Origin of the sequence: Leclercia sp. LSNIH1 (genome assembly GCF_002902985.1) — a bacterium.
Lineage (GTDB): Bacteria > Pseudomonadota > Gammaproteobacteria > Enterobacterales > Enterobacteriaceae > Enterobacter.
This window is the reverse complement of record NZ_CP026167.1, coordinates 595,230-617,432: the sequence shown is the minus strand read 5'-3', so window position 1 is coordinate 617,432 and position 22,203 is coordinate 595,230. Positions and strand designations below refer to the sequence as shown.

Below are 22,203 nucleotides of genomic sequence, written 5' to 3'. Positions count from 1 at the left end.
GTTACCTGATGCCGTGTGCTGACTCGTTAAAGCCTCGCTTACCTTATATACATTACAAAATAGCTATTCCAATTCGATAAAAATGGGGTATGTTTTAGCAGAGTATGCTGAAAAGGCGCGCACGGCAGACGCATAATTGAAATAAAGCGCCAAAAAACAACATCACAACAAACACAATAACCATCACAATGGGGATTCTCAGGATGAATATGAAGGGTAAAGCCTTACTGGCAGGATGTATCGCGTTGGCTTTCGGCACCGCTCAGGCTGATATCAAAGTGGCCGTTGTCGGCGCAATGTCCGGTCCGGTAGCCCAGTACGGCGACCAGGAATTCACTGGTGCAGAGCAGGCAGTTGCCGACATTAATGCCAAGGGCGGCATCAAAGGCGAAAAACTGCAGATCGTAAAATATGATGATGCCTGCGACCCGAAACAAGCGGTTGCGATTGCCAACAAAGTGGTGAATGACGGCATCAAATACGTTATCGGCCACCTCTGCTCCTCTTCCACGCAGCCCGCGTCTGACATCTACGAAGACGAAGGCATTCTGATGATCACCCCAGCGGCTACCGCGCCGGAGCTGACCTCCCGTGGCTATAAGATGGTCATGCGTACCACCGGGCTGGACTCTGACCAGGGCCCAACCGCAGCGAAATATATCGTTGAGAAAGTGAAGCCGAAGCGTATCGCCATTGTCCATGACAAGCAGCAGTACGGTGAAGGCCTGGCGCGTTCCGTGCAGGACAACCTGAAAAAAGCGAACGCTAACGTGGTCTTCTTCGACGGTATCACTGCCGGTGAGAAAGATTTCTCTACTCTGGTGGCGCGCCTGAAGAAAGAGAACATCGATTTCGTTTACTACGGGGGTTATCACCCGGAGATGGGCCAGATCCTGCGTCAGTCTCGCGCTGCCGGTCTGAAAACGCAGTTCATGGGTCCGGAAGGGGTGGCGAACGTCTCCCTGTCTAACATCGCCGGTGAATCTGCTGAAGGCCTGCTGGTGACCAAGCCGAAGAACTACGACCAGGTTCCTGCCAACAAACCGATCGTAGACGCCATCAAGGCGAAGAAACAGGATCCAAGCGGTGCCTTCGTCTGGACCACCTACGCGGCGCTGCAAACCCTGCAGGCGGGCCTGAATCAGTCCGCTGAACCGGCTGACATCGCTACCTGGCTGAAAGCGAACTCCGTTGAAACCGTAATGGGGCCGCTCTCCTGGGATGAGAAAGGCGACCTGAAAGGCTTTGAATTCGGCGTGTTTGACTGGCATGCCAACGGTACGGCGACCGACGCCAAATAATCCTCAGGGCGAGCGATGAAACGCTCGCCCTTTTCTTATCTTCTCGAATTCTCTCCTCTGGCATCATCCCCGCCGCTTAGTGCTCGCTGCTATTCCCTCTTTCTAATCTCATAAAATGTGATCATATACCTTATTTTTTAAAACTATATAGTTTTAATATGTCGCTATTGCAGGCTGATGGATAACGTTTTATATATGGATAACTTTAAAAATTTATTTTGATATATACAGCTCGTTAATACAATCGGATGTATATAACTTGCAGCGCGACGGCAATGATTCCGACGACCGCTACGGCGTGCAACTGCGCTTTAAATATTTTTCTGTTAAAGTCTTATATTTGCCGCTTATTACGACAATAAATAATTGCTGAGGATAATAGACAATATCGCTTTGCCGATAGCGTTTGGCCCGCCTGCGCCCAAATGGCATTTATCCGCGAATAACTTATTGCCGCTCTGCACAAAAACAGGGGTTTTGCATAAAGGGAGAATACCTATGCCAGAAAATTACGAAGGAATGATTACGGGGCTGATTACCCATGCCGGCAGCTGCAACAGCCTGGCTTTCGCTGCGCTTCAGGGGGCGAAACGACAGGATCATGATCAGGTGCAGCGTCTGTTAGCCGGGGCGAAAAAGGTCCACCAGAACAGAGCGGAAGGCAGATCATGACGGTTTTAGATACGATAGCCGGTTTTTCGCAAAAACTGGCTGGCCAGGTGCATCTGCGCAGCCTGCGCGACAGCTTTATTATCGCTATCCCGTTTTTAGTGTTGGCCGGGCTTTTTATTATGGTCAACTACGTCTTTCTTGATACCAACGGCTTTATGCGTCACGTGCTCTCTGCCGACACCATGGTGCAGTGGCGGGGGATCGGCGAGCGGGCGCTGAACGGCACCATGAACATTTTGTCCATTATGCTGGCGGTGCTGGTGGCCTATTCGCTGGCCAGCAAGCGTAAGTTCGAAAGCCCGATCATTGCCGCGATGGTTTCGCTGGCCTGCTTTTTTGTGCTGATGCCGGTCACCGCCTCCGTTACCGCTGCCACCGGCGAGACGGTGAGTGTGACGGGCGTGGTGCCCTACGCGCAGACCAACGCGGGTGGGGTATTTCTGGCGATTCTGTGCGCCTTTCTCTCTACCAGCATTTTTCTGAAGATCTCCGGCTCCCCGGCGCTGCGGATCTCGCTGGGAGAGGAGGTGCCTCCTATGGTGCAGCAGTCGTTTAACGCCCTGTCTGCCATCATGATCACCGTGGCTTTCTTCTCCGTCGCCACCTTTGCCATTACCAGCCTGACGCATACCGAGCTGTTTGCGCTGATCCAGACCCTGGTGCAAAAGCCGCTGGTCCATCTGACCACCAGCCTGCCGGGCTTTATTACCTTAACCACCCTGACGAACTTGCTGTTTTCGCTGGGTATTCATCCCTCAGGTATTATCAACCCGGTACTGGAGCCGCCGCTGCTGGTCGCCATGCAGGAGAACATGGCCGCCTTCGCCGCTGGCCTGCCGCCGCCGCACATTATCGTGCTGCCGTTTCGCGACCTGTATGGTCACATGGGCGGAACGGGTTCAACGCTGGCGCTGTTGCTGGCGATCCTGCTGCGCAGCCGCATGAGCAGCCATAAAAAGTTCGCCAGAACGGTGATTGCCCCTGGGGTGTTTAATATCAACGAGCCGGTGATTTTTGGCCTACCGGTGATCCTCAACCCGCTGATGATGATCCCGTTTATTTTCTACCCGCAGATAAACTTTATCATCGCCTATTACGCCACCGCCTGGGGCTGGGTATCGCATATTGTCGCCTACGTGCCCTGGTCGGTACCGCCTTTGCTTTCCGGCTGGCTGGGATCGGGGGGCGATCTGCGCAACGTGGTGCTGCAAATTATCCTGATTGGGGTTGGGGTCGTGATTTACCTTCCCTTCCTGCTGGCCTATGAGCGCTCAATCAGCGCGAAAAAAGCGCAGCAGGTCATCGAGACCATCGCCACGACGCCGCCAGCAGATCCTCAGCCAGAACCGGCAATCGCGCAGCCGCTGCGCGAGGGCGAGGCCCACCCGCTGGACAATAAAACCATCGTGCTGGTGTGTAACGAGGGCATGTCCACCTCGCTGGTGGCAAAAAAGATGCGGCAATATGCAGAGAGCATCCACTGTACCGCGTCGATTAGCGCCACCCATATCGGCAACCTCGAAGAAACCGTGCAAAAAGCTGACCTGATACTCCTCTCGCCGCAGCTTACCTATATGGAAAGCAACGTTCGGGAAACGGCAGGAGATCGCTGCCTCGTGGCGCGGGTTAACCCGCAGCATTTTTCAAATATGGATGGTCAGGCGCTCATTGAGCATGCCGTCACGTTGTTAAAATAAGGAAGTTATATGATTAATTGCGCATTTATTGGCTTTGGTAAAAGTGCTACCCGCTACCATTTGCCCTACGTCCTGATCCGCAACGATAAATATCGTGTGAAAACGATTTACGATATTGTCGCTAAGCCGGAGATTGAGTCCCGGCCGCAATACCGCGGAATTACTTTTACCCGTGACGTTAACGAGATCCTTACGGATGACACCATCCGCCTGGTGGTTATCTGCACCCACCCGGACAGCCACTATTCCTGGGCAAAGGCCTGTATCGAGCACGGCAAAAACGTCATGGTCGAGAAGCCGTTCACCACCACGCTGGACGAGGCGAAGACGCTGCTGGCGCTGGCGAAGCAGCACGGCGTCACCGTCACGCCGTTTCAGAACCGCCGCTTCGACTCCTGTTTCCTGACCGTGCAGCAGGTAATTAAGAGCGGCCTGCTCGGGGATATCGTGGAAATTGAGAGCCACTTCGACTATTTCCGCCCCGAGGCGCAGCCGCAGGTTAACCACCCCTTCAACGGCGCATTTTATGGCCTTGGGATCCACACCCTTGACCAGATGCTGGCGCTGTTTGGCCGGCCGCGCCAGGTAGCCTATGACATCCGTAGCCTGCGGCTGAAGCAAAATCCCGACGATACCTTTGAAGCCCAGCTCTATTACGACGACCTGAAGGCGATCATTAAAACCAGCCATCTGGTGATGACGCCCTATCCGCGATTTATCGTTCACGGCACCCGCGGCTCCTTTATTCAGATGCAGATCGACCAGCAGGAGAGTTACCTGAAAGAGAATATCATGCCGGACCACCCGACATTTTGTGCCAATAACCAGCCGGGCATTATTGAATATCTGAATGAGGAGCAGCAGACGGTTAAGCGCGAGGTGCCTGCGGTGCGCGGCGATTATGGCCGGGTGTATGACGCGCTCTACGACACCATAATGAACGGTGCCGCCAATTACGTCAGCGAGCAGGATATGTTGACCAACCTGGAAATACTTGAGGGCGGTTTTAGTCGCGCCACGCCTTTCGTTATCGATTTGGATTAATACTATGAAACGGATATTAAATTGTCGGGCATCCGATTTTCAGCGTCAGTCTGAAGCAGAAGAGTTAGTGGCGGCTATTCGCGCCTCTGAGGGGCGGGTCGTGCTCGCCGAAGTGGCGGCGGAAACCCCGCCACTCTACCCGGACGTCACCAATGCCGAGCTGGTGGCGGCGTTTGGTGCCGATATGGTTCTGCTCAAGGGATACAATACCGCCACCCATGTGGTCGCCGGAGCGCCCGTGGCGGGGGGAATTGAGCAGGTCAAAGCCCTTACCGGCAGGCTGGTGGGCGTCAGCCTTGAGGTGACGCCCGAAAACGACGCCGATAACCCGCGCAGCCTGTCGCGGCACGCGCTTGAACAGGTGCAGGGTGCGGATTTCCTCTGCCTGACCGGCTACGACAAGCCGGGGGTGGATCGGCACAGCATGCTTCAGGCGATAAGCCTTGCGAAGGCGCACTTCCCTGGCTTTATCATGGTGGCAAAGTTCAGCGCCCGGGGGCTGATGGCGGCGGCGGAATATGCGGAGTACGCGGCGGCGGGCGCCCACGCGGTAGTGATCCCCGCACCAGGAACCTGTCAGGGGAGCCGTGAGGGGGAGGTGAGCGCGATCGTTGATGCCGTACACCTGGCGGGTGCGCTGGCTATCACCACCATCAGTACCAGTCAGGAGGGGGCAGACGGCGCAACGGTGAGCCAGATTGGTCTTGCCAGCAAGCGCTGCGGCAGCGACATCCATAGCTTTGGGGATGCTGGCTGCGCGGGAATAGCCGACCCGGAAGCGATTTACCGCCTGTCGATTGCCGTAAGAGGAAAGAGGCACACCTGGGTTCGAATGGCCTCATCTATAAGGCGTTGAGATTTCTATCTACCTGTATTTATAGTATAACAGGCCTATGTTTATAGGTCTGTATTGTGGTCAGAATGCCGAAGTATCTTGCAATATATAAAGAGATTAAAAAAAGAATACTTTCTGGCTATTACGCACAGAATAGCCAGCTGCCGGAAGGAAAGAAATTCGCACTGCTTTTTGATTGCAGCGAACTGACTATTACCAAGGCGCTGGATATTCTGGTTAAAGAGGGGCTGGTCGTCAGAAAAAGAGGTCTCGGCTCTTTTGTTAAATTACCGTTTAATACCTCGTCAATTAATAGCCATCTGAAGGGCACGAAAGCGCGCTGTGATGAATCAGGCGAGACAATAACAACGCGAGTAATTGCTTTTTCCGCCATTCCCGCCCCGGCCGACGTGCAGGAAAAGCTCCAGCTTGGCGGCGATGAGATGGTCTATTCGATCCTTCGCGTCAGGGTTATTAACGACGTGCCGGCCATTATCGAAAAAACCTTTATGCCGGTGAACGTTATTCCAGGCCTCAACTATGCCAACGTGGCGGACTCCATATATAGCTATATTACCGACGCGCTGGGTTATCAGATCCACAGCAGCCATATGATGATCACCGCCTCCATAGCTGATGAGCAGCAAAGCCAGCTATTGCAGCTGGCAGAGCCGGAGGTGGTTATTCACGTTGAGCAGACCGCCTATTTAGATAACGGTAAGCTGTTTGAATACTCGGTCGCCACTCACCGCTATAACCGGTTTAAATTCGCCACCGAGTTTATTAAATACAATTAAGGCCGGGTTTATTCCTGCCCGTGATGGACCCATCCATCCTGCTGCGCCACGAACCCCAGCGCCTGCATAAAGGCCGCCATCACGCCGCGGTCTTCGACGCCCACGTCCGCCATCCACCACGAGGCTACGCTCGGGTTATCGCGCACCACCTCTTCAACCAGATATTGCCCTACGCCGCGACGACGCGTGACTTCACGCACGCGCAGGGAGTCCAGCGCGCCTTCCGTCCCGCTCAGCGTGACGCGCACCGCGCCTAACAGCCGCTCGTTAAAGCGCGCAGCATAAATTCGATGGGTATCATCAACGGTGAGGGAGGCGGGGGAGTATTCCGGCCAGATTTTGCCAAGATCGATAAGATCCTGGTCGCTAAAGGTCACCAGACGAACGATAGTCAGTTTCATTAGCAGCTTATCCACGTAAAAAAAGTACAGGCAGTGTACTCAATTTATCCTGCTGGCGGCTTCTCCTTTTTCAATCCATTCTCCAGGTGATTACTTTTTTAGCAGCCAAATGTGCAGCCAGAAAACGCAGGGATCGAAAAATAAGCAGAATATTAACCTAAAAGGCAGCGTTTTATTCCGCTCTTTGTACCGTTATTTTATGCTGCAATTTGTACTTTTAGTTGTTTATCTCTGCCTGATTTCAGAATATTATCTTTGCTTAATCACCTGAAATATAGAGATTTTACTCTGATTTTTGTGAAAAAACTGTGCTAAACCATTAAAGGCAATAGCAAAAGTTGCGTTGTTTAATAAAAGTACAGAATGCTTTTTAACCATAATAAAACAAAATATATACATCACGTCACGAATGGGGATTCACCAATGAAAAGGAACGCGAAGACATTGATCGCGGGAATGGTTGCACTGGCAGTTTCGCAGGCGGCCATGGCGGAGGATATTAAAGTTGCTGTGGTAGGTGCGTTGTCCGGTCCGGTTGCCCAGTGGGGTGATATGGAGTTCAACGGCGCGCGCCAGGCAATTAAAGACATCAACGCCAAAGGCGGCATAAAAGGCGACAAACTGGTCGGTGTGGAATATGACGATGCCTGCGACCCGAAACAGGCCGTGGCCGTTGCCAACAAAATTGTGAACGATGGCATTCAGTATGTGATTGGCCATCTCTGCTCTTCCTCCACCCAGCCTGCCTCCGATATCTACGAGGATGAAGGCATTCTGATGATCACGCCGGGCGCCACTAACCCTGAGCTGACCCAGCGCGGCTATCAGTACATCATGCGTACCGCAGGGCTCGACTCTTCACAGGGGCCGACTGCGGCGAAGTACATTCTCGAGAGCGTGAAGCCGCAGCGTATTGCCATCATTCATGATAAGCAGCAGTACGGCGAAGGGCTGGCCCGCTCTGTACAGGATGGCCTGAAAAAAGGCGGCGCCAATGTGGTCTTCTTCGACGGCATCACTGCAGGCGAAAAAGACTTCTCCGCACTGCTGGCGCGTCTGCAAAAAGAGAACATCGATTTCGTCTACTACGGCGGCTACTACCCGGAAATGGGGCAGATGCTGCGCCAGGCGCGCGCTATCGGCCTGAAAACCCAGTTTATGGGGCCGGAAGGGGTAGGTAACGCCTCCCTGTCGAACATTGCAGGCGATGCGGGCGAAGGCATGCTGGTGACGATGCCAAAACGCTATGACCAGGATCCGGCGAACAGCGCTATCGTTAACGCCCTGAAAGCCGAGAAGAAAGATGCGAGTGGTCCGTACGTCTGGATCACCTATGCCGCCGTACAGTCTCTGGCTACCGCCATGGATCGTACCGGCAGCAAAGCGCCGCAGGATCTGATTAAAGATTTAAAAGCACACGGGGCTAACACCGTGATTGGGCCGCTGAACTGGGATGAGAAAGGCGATCTGAAGGGATTTGAGTTTGGTGTCTTTAAGTGGCACGCCGACGGTTCATCCTCGGCCGCCAAATAATTATCCCACCGCCCGGCAGGACCGGGCGGGAATAGAAAGGTTACCTTATGTCCGAGCAGTTTCTCTATTTTCTGCAGCAGATGTTTAACGGCGTCACGCTGGGAAGCACCTATGCACTGATCGCCATCGGTTACACGATGGTGTACGGCATTATCGGCATGATCAACTTCGCCCACGGCGAGGTCTATATGATCGGCAGCTATGTCTCCTTTATGATTATCGCCGCGCTGATGATGATGGGCATCGACAGTAGCTGGCTGCTGGTGGCCGCCGGATTTGTCGGGGCGATTGTCATTGCCAGCGCCTACGGCTGGAGTATCGAACGGGTGGCCTACCGCCCGGTGCGTAGCTCCAAGCGTCTGATTGCGCTGATCTCCGCGATTGGTATGTCCATCTTCCTGCAAAACTACGTCAGCCTCACCGAAGGGTCGCGCGACGTGGCGCTGCCAAGCCTGTTTAACGGCCAGTGGATTGTCGGTGCCAGCGAGAACTTCTCCGCCTCCATCACCACCATGCAGCTGGTGATTTGGGTTGTGACCTTTATTGCGATGCTGGCCCTGACGCTGTTTATCCGCTACTCCCGCATGGGTCGCGCCTGCCGCGCCTGTGCAGAAGATCTGAAAATGGCGAGCCTGCTCGGTATCAACACCGACCGCGTGATTGCCCTGACCTTCGTGATTGGTGCGGCGATGGCGGCGGTTGCCGGTGTTCTGCTCGGTCAGTTCTACGGCGTGATTAACCCGTACATCGGCTTTATGGCCGGGATGAAAGCCTTCACCGCGGCGGTACTGGGCGGTATCGGCAGTATTCCGGGCGCGATGATCGGCGGCCTGATTCTGGGCGTGGCCGAAGCGCTCTCCTCGGCCTATCTGAGTACCGAATATAAAGATGTGGTGTCGTTTGCCCTGCTGATTCTGGTTCTGCTGGTCATGCCTACCGGTATTCTGGGTCGTCCGGAGGTAGAGAAAGTATGAAACCGATGCATTTTGCTATGGCACTGCTCTCTGCGGCGATGTTCTTCGTGCTGGCGGCGGTCTTTATGGGCGTTCAGCTGGAGCTGAGCGGCACTAAGCTGGTGGTGGATTCCGCGTCGGATATCCGCTGGCAGTGGGTCTTTGTTGGCACCGCAGTGGTCTTCTTCTTCCAGCTGCTGCGTCCGGTTTTCCAGAAGACGTTGAAAAGCGTCTCCGGGCCGAAGTTCGTTCTGCCGGCTATCGACGGCTCAACCGTTAAACAGAAGCTGTTCCTCGTGGCGCTGCTGGTGGCGGCCGTGGCGTGGCCCTTCGTGGTTTCGCGTGGGACGGTGGATATCGCCACCCTGACCATGATTTACGTGATCCTCGGCCTCGGCCTGAACGTAGTGGTGGGGCTCTCTGGCCTGCTGGTATTGGGCTACGGCGGTTTCTATGCCATCGGCGCCTACACCTTCGCCCTGCTGAACCACTATTACGGTCTTGGCTTCTGGACCTGTCTGCCGCTGGCGGGGCTGGTCTCTGCTGCCGCCGGTTTCCTGCTCGGCTTCCCGGTGCTACGCCTGCGCGGTGACTATCTGGCGATTGTGACCTTAGGCTTCGGCGAAATCGTCCGTATCCTGCTGCTCAACAATACCGAAGTGACCGGCGGCCCGAACGGCATTAGCCAGATCCCGAAACCGACCTTCTTCGGCCTGGAGTTCAGCCGTTCCGCCCGTGAAGGCGGCTGGGACACCTTCAGCAACTTCTTCGGCGTGAAGTACGACCCGTCCGACCGCGTGATCTGGCTCTATCTGGTGGCGCTGCTGCTGGTGGTTCTCACCCTGTTCGTGATTAACCGCCTGCTGCGTATGCCGCTGGGGCGTGCATGGGAAGCGCTGCGTGAAGATGAGATCGCCTGCCGCTCCCTGGGCCTGAACCCGACCCGCATCAAGCTGACTGCCTTTACCATCAGCGCCGCGTTTGCCGGTTTTGCCGGAACGCTGTTTGCCGCGCGTCAGGGCTTCGTCAGCCCGGAGTCGTTCACCTTTGCGGAATCCGCCTTCGTGCTGGCGATTGTGGTGCTGGGTGGGATGGGCTCGCAGTTCGCGGTTATTCTTGCGGCGATCCTGCTGGTGGTCTCCCGTGAATTGATGCGCGACTTTAACGAATACAGCATGCTGATGCTGGGTGGTTTGATGGTGCTGATGATGATCTGGCGTCCGCAGGGTCTGCTGCCGATGACCCGTCCGCAGCTGAAGCTGAAGAACGGGCAGACAAAAGGAGAGCAGGCATGAGTCAGCCATTATTATCCGCTAACGGCCTGATGATGCGTTTTGGCGGCCTGCTGGCGGTCAACAATGTCTCTTTGGATCTGCATCAAAAAGAGATTGTGTCGCTGATCGGCCCGAACGGTGCCGGTAAGACCACGGTCTTTAACTGCCTGACCGGTTTCTACAAGCCGACGGGTGGCACTATCATGCTGCGCGACCAGCACCTGGAAGGGCTGCCGGGCCAGCAGATTGCCCGCATGGGCGTGGTGCGTACCTTCCAGCACGTGCGTCTGTTCCGCGAGATGACGGTAATTGAAAACCTGCTGGTAGCCCAGCATCAGCAGCTGAAAACCGGGCTCTTCTCCGGCCTGCTGAAAACCCCGGCGTTTCGCCGTGCCCAGGACGAAGCATTAGATCGCGCCGCCACCTGGCTCGATCGTATCGGCCTGCTTCAGCATGCCAACCGCCAGGCGAGCAACCTCGCTTACGGCGATCAGCGTCGTCTGGAGATTATCCGCTGCATGGTGACCCAGCCGGAGATCCTGATGCTCGACGAACCGGCGGCAGGGCTTAACCCGAAAGAGACCAAAGAGCTGGACGAACTGATTGTCGAGCTGCGTAACCATCACGACACCACCATCCTGCTGATTGAGCACGATATGAAGCTGGTGATGGGCATTTCGGATCGTATTTACGTGGTGAACCAGGGGACGCCGCTGGCGAACGGCACGCCGGAAGAGATCCGCAACAATCCGGACGTGATCCGCGCTTACCTGGGTGAGGCATAAGATGGAAAAAGCGATGTTATCTTTTGACAAGGTTAATGCCCACTACGGCAAGATCCAGGCCCTGCACGACGTCAGTCTGCACATCAATCAGGGCGAAATCGTCACCCTGATTGGCGCCAACGGCGCGGGGAAAACCACCCTGCTCGGCACCCTGTGCGGCGACCCGCGCGCCACCAGCGGGCGTATCGTCTTTGACGGTAAAGACATCACCGACTGGCAGACCGCAAAAATCATGCGTGAAGCGGTGGCGATTGTCCCGGAAGGACGGCGCGTCTTCTCCCGCATGACGGTAGAAGAGAACCTGGCGATGGGCGGCTTCTTTGCCGAGCGCGAACAGTTCCAGACCCGCATCAAGCGCGTGTATGACCTCTTCCCGCGCCTGTTTGAACGCCGTATTCAGCGGGCGGGCACCATGTCCGGCGGGGAACAGCAGATGCTGGCGATTGGCCGTGCGCTGATGAGCCAGCCGCGCCTGCTGCTGCTCGACGAACCCTCGCTCGGGCTGGCACCGATCATCATTCAGCAGATCTTCGACACCATCGAGCAGTTGCGCAGCGAGGGGATGACCATCTTCCTCGTGGAGCAGAACGCCAACCAGGCGCTGAAGCTCGCGGATCGCGGCTACGTGCTGGAGAATGGTCGGGTGGTGCTGGAAGACACCGGCGACGCGCTGCTGGCGAACGAGGCGGTGCGGAGCGCGTATTTAGGCGGCTGAGCCGTCTCTATTGCCCGGTGGCGCTTACGCTTACCGGGCCTACGGGATCGCCCAGGCCGGGTAAGGCGAAGCCGCCACCCGGCTTTTTCACATAAACCCCTTCACACAACCATCATCCCCCTGACGCCCTGTTGTCATATCTCTGTAAACAAACGGTTATTTTTCTGTCATTCGAGCATGTCATGTTACCTCGCGAGCACAAAACGCGTGATATCGCGCATCCGGCACAATAAGAGAGATGACAATGACATCGTTACGACACACAGCTTTGGGTCTGGCAATGGGTCTGGCTTTTGCGGCTAACGCAATGGCCGTCACCACTATTCCGTTCTGGCATTCCATGGAAGGGGAGTTGGGTAAAGAGGTTGACTCCCTGGCGCAGCGTTTCAACGACAGCCACCCGGATTATAAAATTGTGCCGGTGTACAAAGGCAACTACGAGCAGAGCCTGAGCGCGGGCATTGCCGCGTTCCGTACCGGTAACGCCCCGGCGCTGTTGCAGGTCTATGAAGTGGGTACGGCCACCATGATGGCCTCCAAAGCCATCAAGCCGGTCTATGAGGTGTTTAACGAGGCGGGCATTAACTTCGACGAATCGCAGTTCGTGCCAACCGTCGCAGGCTATTACACCGATTCCAAATCCGGCCATCTGCTCTCCCAGCCGTTTAACAGCTCCACCCCGGTGCTGTACTACAACAAAGACGCCTTTAAGAAAGCCGGTTTAGATCCGGAGCAGCCGCCGAAAACCTGGCAGGATCTGGCGGAGTACACCGCCAAACTAAAAGCGGCCGGCATGAAGTGCGGCTACGCCAGCGGCTGGCAGGGCTGGATCCAGATCGAAAACTTCAGCGCCTGGCACGGCCAGCCGGTAGCCACCGAGAACAACGGTTTCAACGGCACCAACGCGGTCCTGGAGTTCAACAAGCCGGAGCAGGTGAAGCACATTGCCCTGCTGGCCGATCTGAACAAGAAGGGCGATTTCAGCTACTTCGGACGTAAAGACGAATCCACCGAGAAGTTCTACAGCGGCGACTGCGCCATCACCACCGCCTCGTCCGGCTCGCTGGCGGATATCCGTCACTACGCCAAATTTAACTACGGCGTGGGGATGATGCCATACGACGCCGACTCAAAAGGCGCGCCGCAGAACGCCATCATCGGCGGGGCCAGCCTGTGGGTAATGCAGGGTAAAGACAAGGACACTTACAAGGGCGTGGCGGAGTTCCTCGACTTCCTGGCGAAGCCGGAAAACGCCGCCGAATGGCACCAGAAGACTGGCTACCTGCCGATCACCAAAGCCGCTTATGACCTGACCCGCGAACAGGGCTTCTATGACAAGAACCCGGGGGCAGACATCGCCACGCGTCAGATGCTGAACAAACCACCGTTGCCGTACACCAAAGGGCTGCGTCTGGGCAACATGCCGCAGATCCGTACCGTCGTGGATGAAGAGCTGGAAAGCGTCTGGACCGGCAAGAAAACCCCTCAGCAGGCGCTGGATGCGGCAGTCGAGCGCGGAAACCAGCTGCTGCGCCGCTTTGAGCAGTCGACCAAATCGTAATGTGAAATGCCCGGTGACGCGTAGCGATCCGGGCCTGGAAGACCGTAGGCCGGGTAAGGCGTAGCCGCCACCCGGCGCTGTTCAGGAACACAACCCTCATGTCCTCATCCCGTCCGGTGTTTCGCTCCCGTTGGCTGCCGTACCTGCTGGTCGCGCCGCAACTGGTCATCACCGTTATCTTCTTTATCTGGCCTGCGGGCGAAGCGCTGTGGTACTCGGTGCAAAGCGTCGATCCGTTCGGGCTCTCCAGCCAGTTTGTTGGCCTGGATAACTTCGCTGCCCTGTGGCACGACAGCTACTACATCGACGCCTTCTGGACGACGATCAAATTCAGCACCCTGGTGACGGTGAGCGGTCTTCTCGCCTCGCTCTTCTTTGCCGCGCTGGTGGATTACGTGGTGCGCGGCAGCCGTCTTTACCAGACCCTGATGCTGCTGCCTTATGCCGTGGCCCCCGCCGTCGCCGCGGTGCTGTGGATCTTCCTCTTTAACCCCGGGCGCGGGTTGATTACCCACTTCCTGGCCGAGCTGGGCTATGACTGGAACCACGCCCAGCACAGCGGCCAGGCGATGTTCCTGGTGGTTTTCGCCTCGGTGTGGAAGCAGATCAGCTACAACTTCCTCTTCTTCTTTGCCGCGCTACAGTCCATTCCGCGTTCGCTGGTAGAAGCTGCGGCGATTGACGGCGCAGGCCCGATCCGCCGCTTCTTCCGGCTGTCGCTGCCGCTGATCGCCCCGGTGAGTTTTTTCCTGCTGGTGGTCAACCTGGTCTACGCCTTCTTCGACACCTTCCCGGTGATCGACGCCGCCACCGCAGGCGGCCCGGTGCAGGCCACCACCACGCTGATCTATAAGATCTACCGCGAAGGCTTTGCCGGTCTGGATCTCTCGGCCTCTGCCGCCCAGTCGGTGGTGCTGATGTTCCTCGTCATCATCCTCACGGTGGTGCAGTTCCGCTATGTTGAAAGTAAGGTGCGCTACCAATGATTGAGAACCGTCGCGGGCTGACGATTTTCAGCCATACCATGCTGATCCTGGGGATCGTCGTTATCCTGTTCCCGCTGTACGTCGCCTTTGTCGCCGCCACGCAGGACAGAAACGCCATCTTTGAAACCCCAATGACCCTGGTGCCGGGTTCGCATCTCTTCGAAAACATGGCGACCATCTGGACCCAGGGTGTGGGGGTTAACAGTGCCCCGTTCTGGCTGATGATGCTCAACAGCTTCATCATGGCGTTCGGTATTACAGTGGGCAAAATTACGGTGTCGATGCTCTCGGCCTTCGCCATCGTCTGGTTCCGCTTTCCGCTGCGTAACCTCTTCTTCTGGATGATCTTCATCACCCTGATGCTGCCGGTGGAAGTGCGTATCTTCCCGACGGTGGAGGTGATCGCCAATCTCGGCATGCTCGACAGCTATGCGGGCTTAACCCTGCCGCTGATGGCCTCGGCCACCGCCACCTTCCTGTTCCGCCAGTTCTTTATGACCCTGCCGGACGAGCTGATTGAGGCCGCGCGGATCGACGGCGCCTCGCCGATGCGCTTTTTCCGCGACATCGTGCTGCCGCTGTCGAGAACCAACCTCGCGGCGCTCTTTGTCATCACCTTTATCTACGGCTGGAACCAGTACCTGTGGCCGCTGCTGATTATCCAGGACGTCAACCTCGGCACCGCCGTGGCGGGCATCAAGGGCATGATTTCAACCGGCGAAGGCACCACCCTCTGGAACCAGGTGATGGCGGCGATGCTGCTCACCCTTATCCCACCCGTAGTCATTGTTTTAGCCATGCAGCGTGCCTTTATCCGCGGCCTGGTCGATAGCGAGAAATAAGATGGCAGGACTTAAATTACAGGCAGTAACCAAAAGCTGGGATGGCAAGACCCAGGTGATTCAGCCGCTGACCCTCGACGTGGCGGACGGCGAATTTATTGTGATGGTTGGCCCGTCGGGCTGCGGCAAATCCACCCTGCTGCGCATGGTGGCGGGGCTCGAGCGCGTCACCTCGGGCGATATCTGGATTGACCGCCAGCGCGTGACCGAGATGGAACCCAAAGATCGCGGCATCGCGATGGTGTTTCAGAACTATGCCCTCTATCCGCACATGAGCGTGGAAGAGAACATGGCCTGGGGGCTGAAAATTCGTGGGATGGGTAAAAGCCACATCGACGAGCGCGTCAAAGAGGCGGCGCGCATTCTGGAGCTGGATGGCCTGCTGAAGCGCCGCCCGCGCGAGCTCTCCGGCGGCCAGCGCCAGCGCGTGGCGATGGGCCGCGCTATCGTGCGTGACCCGGCGGTATTCCTGTTCGATGAACCGCTCTCCAACCTCGATGCCAAGCTGCGCGTGCAGATGCGCCTTGAGTTACAGCAGCTGCACCGACGACTGAACACCACCTCTCTGTACGTTACCCACGATCAGGTGGAGGCGATGACCCTCGCCCAGCGGGTGATGGTGATGAACAAAGGGGTGGCCGAGCAGATTGGCACCCCGGTGGAGGTGTATGAAAAGCCCGCCAGCCGCTTTGTGGCGAGCTTTATCGGCAGCCCGGCGATGAACCTGCTGGAAGGGCGCATCAGCACTGCGGGCACCCATTTCGAACTGGAGAGCGGCATGGCGCTGCCGATCAACTGGTACTATCGCGGCTACGCCGGGCGTAAGATGACCCTGGGTATCCGCCCGGAACATATTGCGCTAAGCTCGCAGGCGGAAGGCGGCGTACCGCTGGTGATGGACACCCTGGAGATGCTGGGGGCCGATAACCTGGCGCACGGACGCTGGGGCGAACAGAAGCTGGTGGTGCGTATGTCGCACGAGGAGCGCCCGAAAGCGGGCAGCACGCTATGGCTGCATCTGCCGGAAAATCATCTGCACTTATTTGATGGTGAAACAGGACAACGCATATGAGTAACTGGCCTTATCCCCGCATCGTCGCCCACCGGGGCGGCGGTAAACTGGCACCGGAAAATACCCTGGCGGCCATCGACGTTGGCGCGCGTTACGGTCATACCATGATTGAGTTCGATGCCAAGCTGTCGAAAGACGGGGAGATTTTCCTCCTGCATGACGACAATCTTGAGCGCACCAGCAACGGCTGGGGCGTGGCGGGTCACCTGCCGTGGTGCGATCTGCTGAAGGTGGACGCCGGAAGCTGGTTTAGCGGCGAGTTTAAAGGCGAGCCGCTGCCGCTGCTGACTGAGGTGGCCGACCGCTGTCGTCAACACGGGATGATGGCCAACATCGAAATTAAACCGACCACCGGTACGGGGCCGTTAACCGGCAAGGTGATTGCGCTGGCGGCGCGTGAGCTATGGGCAGGAATGACTCCACCGCTGCTGTCGTCGTTTGAGATTGACGCGCTGGAAGCCGCGCAGGCTGCTGCGCCTGAATTGCCGCGTGGGTTACTGCTGGATGCCTGGCGTGATGACTGGCGCGAGCTGACCACTCGACTGGCGTGCGTATCCATTCACCTGAACCATCGCCTGCTGGATGAAGCGCGGGTAAGCACACTGAAAAACGCCGGATTACATATCCTGGTTTACACCGTCAATCAGCCCCAGCGAGCAGCGGAACTGCTGCGCTGGGGCGTCGATTGTATCTGTACCGATGCGATTGCCCTTATCGGCCCGGACTTTCAGCCCTAAGGGTTATTGAGCATGTCGCCATTCTGCCGCTGCGGCAGCATATGTTGCTGCTGCACGCCGCCAGAGTCGACACTGCCGCCGCTGAGCATCCCGCCGCTGGTATTAGGCAGTACCTGCCCCCCCGGCTGGCTCTGCTGAATCCGCTGGGTGTTGTTATCCATCTGCGTTTGCAGGTGCTGCTGCTGAACGCGGGTTTGCGTTTGCAGCTGCTGGTTTAGCATCCCTGTTTGCTGTTGCTGCTGCATCATCATCTGATTTTGCATTCGCTGCTGGCTGGGGTTCTGATAGCCCGGCTGATTGGGGTTATTCAGGGTGTTGATAGGCTGCGCGAATACGGCAAACGGCAGTAATGCCGCCACAAGAATGAGACGTTTCATGGTCATTCCCTCCATCTGAAGCCTTCTGTAAGTTTATCTCGAATCCGCCATTACGATGATTTTTTAAGAGTTATGAACCAGGCTTAAGCGGGAGCATGAGTCCCTGTACCTGGAGAATAACAATGATGAAACCAACGTTTTTACGCTGGGTGGCGATTGCTGCCCTGACGGCAGGCGGTACGTTTTGCGTGGCAGCGAATCCGCCGGCGGCACCGCCGGTCTCCTATGGTGTGGAAGAGGATGTGTTCCATCCCGTGCGGGCGCAGAAGGGGATGGTCTCCTCAGTAGACGCCCTCGCTACTCAGGTGGGGGTGGATATCCTCAAACAGGGCGGTAATGCGGTGGATGCGGCGGTGGCGGTGGGCTATGCGCTGGCGGTGACCCACCCGCAGGCGGGCAACCTCGGCGGTGGCGGCTTTATGATGCTGCGTACCAAAGATGGCACCACCACGGCGATCGACTTCCGCGAAATGGCGCCGAACCAGGCCACGCGGGACATGTTCCTCGATGACCAGGGCAATGCCGACAGTAAAAAATCGCTTACCTCCCATCTGGCGACCGGTACGCCGGGCACCGTAGCGGGCTTCTCGCTGGCGCTGGATAAATATGGCACCCTGCCGCTGAACAAGGTGGTGCAGCCCGCCATCAAACTGGCGCGGGACGGCTTTGAGGTCAACGACGCGCTGGCCGACGACCTGAAAACCTACGGCAGCGAAGTGATCCCCAGCCATGAGAACAGCAAAGCGATCTTCTGGAAGGAGGGCGAGCCGCTGAAGAAGGGCGATAAGCTGGTGCAGAAGAACCTCGCCAAAAGCCTGGAGATGATCGCGGAGAACGGCCCGGACGCCTTCTATAAAGGGGCGATTGCCGACCAGATTGCCGAAGAGATGAGTAAGAACGGCGGGCTGATCACCAAAGCGGATCTGGCGGAGTACAAGGCGGTGGAGCGCACGCCGATTAGCGGCGACTACCGCGGGTATCAGGTCTACTCCATGCCGCCACCGTCATCCGGCGGGATCCACATCGTGCAGATCCTCAACATCCTCGAAAACTTTGATCTGCATAAGTTTGGCTTCGGCAGTGCCGACACATTGCAGGTGATGGCCGAGGCGGAGAAATATGCCTATGCCGACCGCTCGGAGTATCTGGGCGACCCGGACTTCGTTAAGGTGCCGTGGCAGGCGTTGACCAATAAAGCCTACGCCAAAACCCTGGCCGATCAGATTGATATCAACAAGGCCAGACCGTCGAGCGAGATCCGCCCCGGCAAGCTGGCGCCGTATGAGAGCAACCAGACCACCCACTTCTCGGTGGTGGATAAAGATGGTAACGCGGTGGCGGTGACCTATACCCTCAATACCACCTTTGGGACCGGGATCGTGGCGGGCAACAGCGGCATTCTGCTCAACAACGAGATGGATGACTTCTCTGCCAAGCCGGGCGTGCCGAACGTCTACGGGCTGGTGGGCGGGGATGCCAACGCCGTGGGGCCGAAGAAGCGTCCGCTGTCGTCAATGTCGCCGACGATTGTGGTGAAAGATGGCAAAACCTGGCTGGTGACCGGCAGCCCGGGCGGCAGCCGGATTATCACCACCGTACTGCAGATGGTGGTAAACAGCATCGATTTCGGGATGAACGTGGCCGAGGCGACCAACGCCCCGCGCTTCCATCACCAGTGGCTGCCGGATGAATTGCGGGTGGAGAAGGGCTTTAGCCCGGATACGCTGAAGCTGCTGGAGCAGCGCGGACAAAAAGTGGCGGTGAAAGAGGCGATGGGCAGCACCCAAAGCATTATGGTCGGGCCCGATGGCGCGCTGTATGGGGCATCGGATCCGCGCTCGCCAGGGGATTTGACGGCGGGGTATTAAACGGTTTGCCGGGTGGCGGCTCCGCCTTACCCGGCCTACAAGGTTTCGTAGGCCCGGATCGCTACGCGTCACCGGGCAATACTCACTTAACCCGCGCCATATAGAGCGCATCCACAAATTCGCCGTCACGCAGGGCGAATCTCTTCCCGGTGCCTTCCACCTCAAATCCATACTTGCGGTACAAGGCAATGGCAGGCGCGTTGTCGGCAAACACCGTCAATTCAATGCGCTCGATGCGCAGCCAGTTATCGCACAGGTTGATCATCTCCCGCATCAATGCGCTGCCCGCCCCGCGCCCCTGCACCTCGGCAGAGACACTGATGCCAAAGGTCGCCACGTGGCTGCGTCGGGGGTTTTCCATCACGTCCAGCGCCAGATGACCGACAACCTTATCGTCCAGGCAGGCCACCAGATGGCGTCTGCCCGGCTTTTTCATTACCCGTTCCTGCCACATCTCCATCGACGGATGAGGAAGCTGTAGTGTCTGGTGATACACCCCCGGATGGGTATTAAGCAGGCGTAAAGCTTCGGCATCGGCGGCTTCAACGTGGCGTATCACTATCTCATTCATTCCTTCTTCCTCAGTCAGTTAGGTTCCTTTCCAACATCCATGAGTTTGAAATGTGCGTCAACCGCCATTTTTTGCAAAAAAGTATTGGACAAGTGCGAATGAGAATGATTATTATTGTCTTGCGTTCAGGGAGTCCACGACGGAAACCTGAAAGCACGACATTGCTCACATTGCTTCCAGTATTATTTTAGCCAGCGTCTCGCTGGCTTTTTTTTGTTTAAAGCTTTTGTGAATGCAGGCGATCCGGCATATCAGACAGGTTCTCTTTTATCATACCCACCACGTTGTTCTTCTCCGTCACAGTCGGTAAGACCTCCGCCTGCCCGGAAAAGACGCCGCCTTTTTTGATCGCCAGGGTCCGGTAGAGCAGGGTGCCGGTAATCTGACCATTTTCGCAGATTTCAATAGTATCGCTGCTGCACTGACCGATGACCTTACCGTCCACGATCAGCTCCCGGCAGGTGATGTTTCCCTCCACCTGGCCGCCACGCATAATTTTTATCAGGCTCTCTTTAGAGTCGATATTGCCGTTCAGTGTGCCGTGAACATAGACGTGCCCGCCGGAAACGATATTGCCTTCAAATTGCACATCGCTGGCTATGACGGTGGTGCCGTACTTCTCCACCGCAGTAGGTTCTTTTTCAATGACCGGTGCCTGAGGGAGGATTTCTTGCTTGTCAGTTTCGATCTTTTTTTGTTTTTTAAACATGAGGTTAACCTGATTAGATAGGAGAGGGAGACTAAAAGCCATTAGGGTTAATGCCGCGAACAGCCACGTCAGGGAGCGGGCGTTGAAGCCCCAGGCGACCAGGGCGAGCAGCCAGAAGAGAAGTGCGCTATTTAACGCGAGGTATTTTCTGTCCATAGAAAATGAGCGCGACTCCTTTCGCGAGCATGTTAATTTGACTGCCTTCTTATCCTGGGATTCAGCAGCAGGGTCAAGGTTATGCCCCTTATTTTCGGATTCGATATAGCAATATATTCACCGCGCGGTTTTCCCCCCGGAATAAGCCTAAAAGATTGATGGGGTTAAATTCGCCAGCAGGTTGCGCTATGGTTGAAGGCAGAGACCTTAGCCAGGAACAACATCATGACACTACACTGCGCATTTATTGGATTTGGCAAAAGCACCACCCGCTATCACCTTCCCTATGTACTTACCCGTAAAGCCAGCTGGCATGTGGCGCATATCTTCCGCCGCCACCCGAAACCGGAAGAGCAGTCTCCGCAGTACTCCCATATTCACTTCACCAGCGATCTCGACGAGGTATTGAACGATCCCGAGGTGAAGCTGGTGATCGTCTGTACCCATGCCGACAGCCATTTTGAGTATGCGAAACGCGCGCTGGAAGCGGGTAAAAACGTGCTGGTGGAGAAGCCATTTACCCCGACGATGGCCGAGGCGAAAACGCTGTTCGAGCTGGCGCCCAGCAAAGGGCTGACCGTCACGCCCTATCAGAACCGTCGCTTTGACACCTGCTTCCTTACCGCGAAGCAGGCGATTGAGAGCGGCAAGCTGGGCGAGATTGTCGAAATCGAAAGCCACTTCGATTACTACCGCCCGGTGGCGGAGACCAAACCCGGCCTGCCGCAGGATGGCTCCTTCTATGGCCTTGGCGTCCATACCATGGACCAGATAATCAGCCTGTTTGGCCGCCCGGATCACGTGGCCTATGACATCCGCAGCCTGCGTAATAAAGTCAACCCGGACGATACCTTTGAAGCACAGCTCTTCTACGGCGACCTGAAAGCGATTGTCAAAACCAGCCATCTGGTAAAGACCGATTACCCGAAATTTATCGTTCACGGCACCAAAGGCTCGTTTATCAAATACGGTATCGACCAGCAGGAGACCAGCCTGAAGGCTAATATCATGCCGGGTGAACCAGGGTTTGCGGCGGACGATTCCGTGGGCGTGCTGGAGTACGTTAACGACGCGGGTGTGACGGTGAAAGAGGAGATCAAACCGGGCACCGGCGACTATGGCCAGGTCTACGATGCGCTGTACCAGACCCTCACCTGCGGCGCGCCAAATTACGTCAAGGAAATTGAAGTGATGACCAACCTGGAAATCCTTGAACGCGCCTTCGAACAGGCATCACCTGCCACGATAACCCTTGCCCGATAAGCCTGAATGACTCCTCTGTGCTTGTTCAGATATTTTGAACAGAGGAGTCAATTT

General features: G+C 56.6%; 22 protein-coding genes. 18 read left to right on the top strand and 4 right to left on the bottom strand.

What is annotated here, in order from left to right; genetic code table 11:
- Positions 1 to 203: 203 nt before the first annotated feature.
- From C2U54_RS03260 to C2U54_RS03240, 6 genes are all read left to right on the top strand, one after another.
- Positions 204 to 1,301 (top strand): branched-chain amino acid ABC transporter substrate-binding protein, encoded by a 1,098-nt coding sequence (locus C2U54_RS03260; RefSeq protein WP_103177361.1) that lies wholly within the window; start codon positions 204 to 206, stop codon positions 1,299 to 1,301.
- 498 nt (positions 1,302 to 1,799) lie between these two features.
- Entirely contained in the window at positions 1,800 to 1,973 is a 174-nt protein-coding gene (locus tag C2U54_RS27145; protein WP_139156308.1) for a PTS lactose/cellobiose transporter subunit IIA, read from the top strand.
- Complete coding sequence (locus tag C2U54_RS03255; RefSeq protein WP_103177360.1) at positions 1,970 to 3,670, top strand: PTS transporter subunit EIIC; 1,701 nt, start codon at positions 1,970 to 1,972, stop codon at positions 3,668 to 3,670. Before C2U54_RS27145 ends, C2U54_RS03255 begins: the two co-directional genes overlap by 4 nt.
- 9 nt (positions 3,671 to 3,679) lie before the next feature.
- Positions 3,680 to 4,714, top strand: a complete 1,035-nt coding sequence (locus C2U54_RS03250) for an oxidoreductase (protein WP_103177359.1) — start codon at positions 3,680 to 3,682, stop codon at positions 4,712 to 4,714.
- 4 nt (positions 4,715 to 4,718) lie between these two features.
- Positions 4,719 to 5,570 carry a DUF7916 family protein gene (locus C2U54_RS03245; RefSeq protein WP_103177358.1) on the top strand — a complete coding sequence of 284 codons (852 nt, stop codon included), beginning with the start codon at positions 4,719 to 4,721 and terminating at the stop codon, positions 5,568 to 5,570.
- 65 nt (positions 5,571 to 5,635) lie between these two features.
- On the top strand, positions 5,636 to 6,346 hold the full coding sequence (locus C2U54_RS03240; RefSeq protein ID WP_103177357.1) for a GntR family transcriptional regulator: 711 nt from the start codon (positions 5,636 to 5,638) through the stop codon (positions 6,344 to 6,346).
- An 8-nt stretch (positions 6,347 to 6,354) separates the two neighbouring features.
- Here C2U54_RS03240 and panM read toward each other — a convergent pair whose 3' ends face one another.
- Positions 6,355 to 6,747 (bottom strand): aspartate 1-decarboxylase autocleavage activator PanM, encoded by a 393-nt coding sequence (gene panM / locus C2U54_RS03235; RefSeq protein WP_103177356.1) that lies wholly within the window; start codon positions 6,745 to 6,747, stop codon positions 6,355 to 6,357.
- 423 nt (positions 6,748 to 7,170) lie between these two features.
- Here panM and livK point away from each other — a divergent pair, with 423 nt between their 5' ends.
- The 10 genes from livK (at position 7,171) to ugpQ (ending at position 17,205) form a co-directional block, all read left to right on the top strand.
- On the top strand, positions 7,171 to 8,280 hold the full coding sequence (gene livK / locus C2U54_RS03230) for a high-affinity branched-chain amino acid ABC transporter substrate-binding protein LivK (protein ID WP_103177355.1): 1,110 nt from the start codon (positions 7,171 to 7,173) through the stop codon (positions 8,278 to 8,280).
- A gap of 47 nt (positions 8,281 to 8,327) precedes the next feature.
- Positions 8,328 to 9,254: a high-affinity branched-chain amino acid ABC transporter permease LivH gene (gene livH / locus C2U54_RS03225; protein WP_013099131.1), complete on the top strand. Its 927-nt coding sequence runs from the start codon at positions 8,328 to 8,330 to the stop codon at positions 9,252 to 9,254.
- Positions 9,251 to 10,528, top strand: coding sequence for a branched chain amino acid ABC transporter permease LivM (gene livM, locus C2U54_RS03220; protein WP_103177354.1), 1,278 nt, complete (start codon positions 9,251 to 9,253; stop codon positions 10,526 to 10,528). The genes livH and livM overlap by 4 nt, the downstream gene beginning before the upstream one ends.
- A complete protein-coding gene (gene livG, locus C2U54_RS03215; RefSeq protein ID WP_103177353.1) occupies positions 10,525 to 11,292 on the top strand; it encodes a high-affinity branched-chain amino acid ABC transporter ATP-binding protein LivG in 768 nt (255 codons plus the stop codon). Before livM ends, livG begins: the two co-directional genes overlap by 4 nt.
- A 1-nt stretch (position 11,293) precedes the next feature.
- Positions 11,294 to 12,007 (top strand): high-affinity branched-chain amino acid ABC transporter ATP-binding protein LivF, encoded by a 714-nt coding sequence (gene livF, locus C2U54_RS03210; RefSeq protein WP_103177352.1) that lies wholly within the window; start codon positions 11,294 to 11,296, stop codon positions 12,005 to 12,007.
- 244 nt (positions 12,008 to 12,251) lie between these two features.
- The gene (gene ugpB, locus C2U54_RS03205; protein ID WP_103177351.1) at positions 12,252 to 13,568 is read left to right on the top strand and encodes a sn-glycerol-3-phosphate ABC transporter substrate-binding protein UgpB; all 1,317 of its coding nucleotides are present in this window, start codon (positions 12,252 to 12,254) and stop codon (positions 13,566 to 13,568) included.
- Positions 13,569 to 13,666: 98 nt separating this feature from the next.
- Positions 13,667 to 14,554 (top strand): sn-glycerol-3-phosphate ABC transporter permease UgpA, encoded by an 888-nt coding sequence (gene ugpA, locus C2U54_RS03200; RefSeq protein ID WP_103177350.1) that lies wholly within the window; start codon positions 13,667 to 13,669, stop codon positions 14,552 to 14,554.
- Positions 14,551 to 15,396, top strand: coding sequence for a sn-glycerol-3-phosphate ABC transporter permease UgpE (gene ugpE / locus C2U54_RS03195; RefSeq protein WP_103177349.1), 846 nt, complete (start codon positions 14,551 to 14,553; stop codon positions 15,394 to 15,396). The genes ugpA and ugpE overlap by 4 nt, the downstream gene beginning before the upstream one ends.
- 1 nt (position 15,397) lies before the next feature.
- Complete coding sequence (locus tag C2U54_RS03190; protein WP_103177348.1) at positions 15,398 to 16,468, top strand: sn-glycerol-3-phosphate import ATP-binding protein UgpC; 1,071 nt, start codon at positions 15,398 to 15,400, stop codon at positions 16,466 to 16,468.
- Complete coding sequence (gene ugpQ / locus C2U54_RS03185; protein WP_103177347.1) at positions 16,465 to 17,205, top strand: glycerophosphodiester phosphodiesterase; 741 nt, start codon at positions 16,465 to 16,467, stop codon at positions 17,203 to 17,205. The genes C2U54_RS03190 and ugpQ overlap by 4 nt, the downstream gene beginning before the upstream one ends.
- Here ugpQ and C2U54_RS03180 read toward each other — a convergent pair.
- Positions 17,202 to 17,582 (bottom strand): DUF2756 family protein, encoded by a 381-nt coding sequence (locus C2U54_RS03180; protein ID WP_103180999.1) that lies wholly within the window; start codon positions 17,580 to 17,582, stop codon positions 17,202 to 17,204. The two genes, ugpQ and C2U54_RS03180, sit on opposite strands and share 4 nt — an antisense overlap.
- Before the next feature lie 122 nt (positions 17,583 to 17,704).
- On the opposite strand from C2U54_RS03180, the gene ggt reads away from it, so the two are divergent.
- Positions 17,705 to 19,450 (top strand): gamma-glutamyltransferase, encoded by a 1,746-nt coding sequence (gene ggt, locus C2U54_RS03175; protein WP_168191993.1) that lies wholly within the window; start codon positions 17,705 to 17,707, stop codon positions 19,448 to 19,450.
- Positions 19,451 to 19,532: 82 nt separating this feature from the next.
- On the opposite strand, the gene yhhY is transcribed toward ggt, so the two are convergent.
- Together yhhY and C2U54_RS03165 are read right to left on the bottom strand one after the other, a co-directional pair.
- A complete protein-coding gene (yhhY, locus tag C2U54_RS03170) occupies positions 19,533 to 20,021 on the bottom strand; it encodes an N-acetyltransferase (protein ID WP_103177346.1) in 489 nt (162 codons plus the stop codon).
- 217 nt (positions 20,022 to 20,238) lie between these two features.
- On the bottom strand, positions 20,239 to 20,886 hold the full coding sequence (locus C2U54_RS03165) for a bactofilin family protein (protein ID WP_103177345.1): 648 nt from the start codon (positions 20,884 to 20,886) through the stop codon (positions 20,239 to 20,241).
- 225 nt (positions 20,887 to 21,111) lie between these two features.
- On the opposite strand from C2U54_RS03165, the gene C2U54_RS03160 reads away from it, so the two are divergent.
- Entirely contained in the window at positions 21,112 to 22,149 is a 1,038-nt protein-coding gene (locus tag C2U54_RS03160) for an oxidoreductase (protein WP_103177344.1), read from the top strand.
- Positions 22,150 to 22,203: the final 54 nt, after the last annotated feature.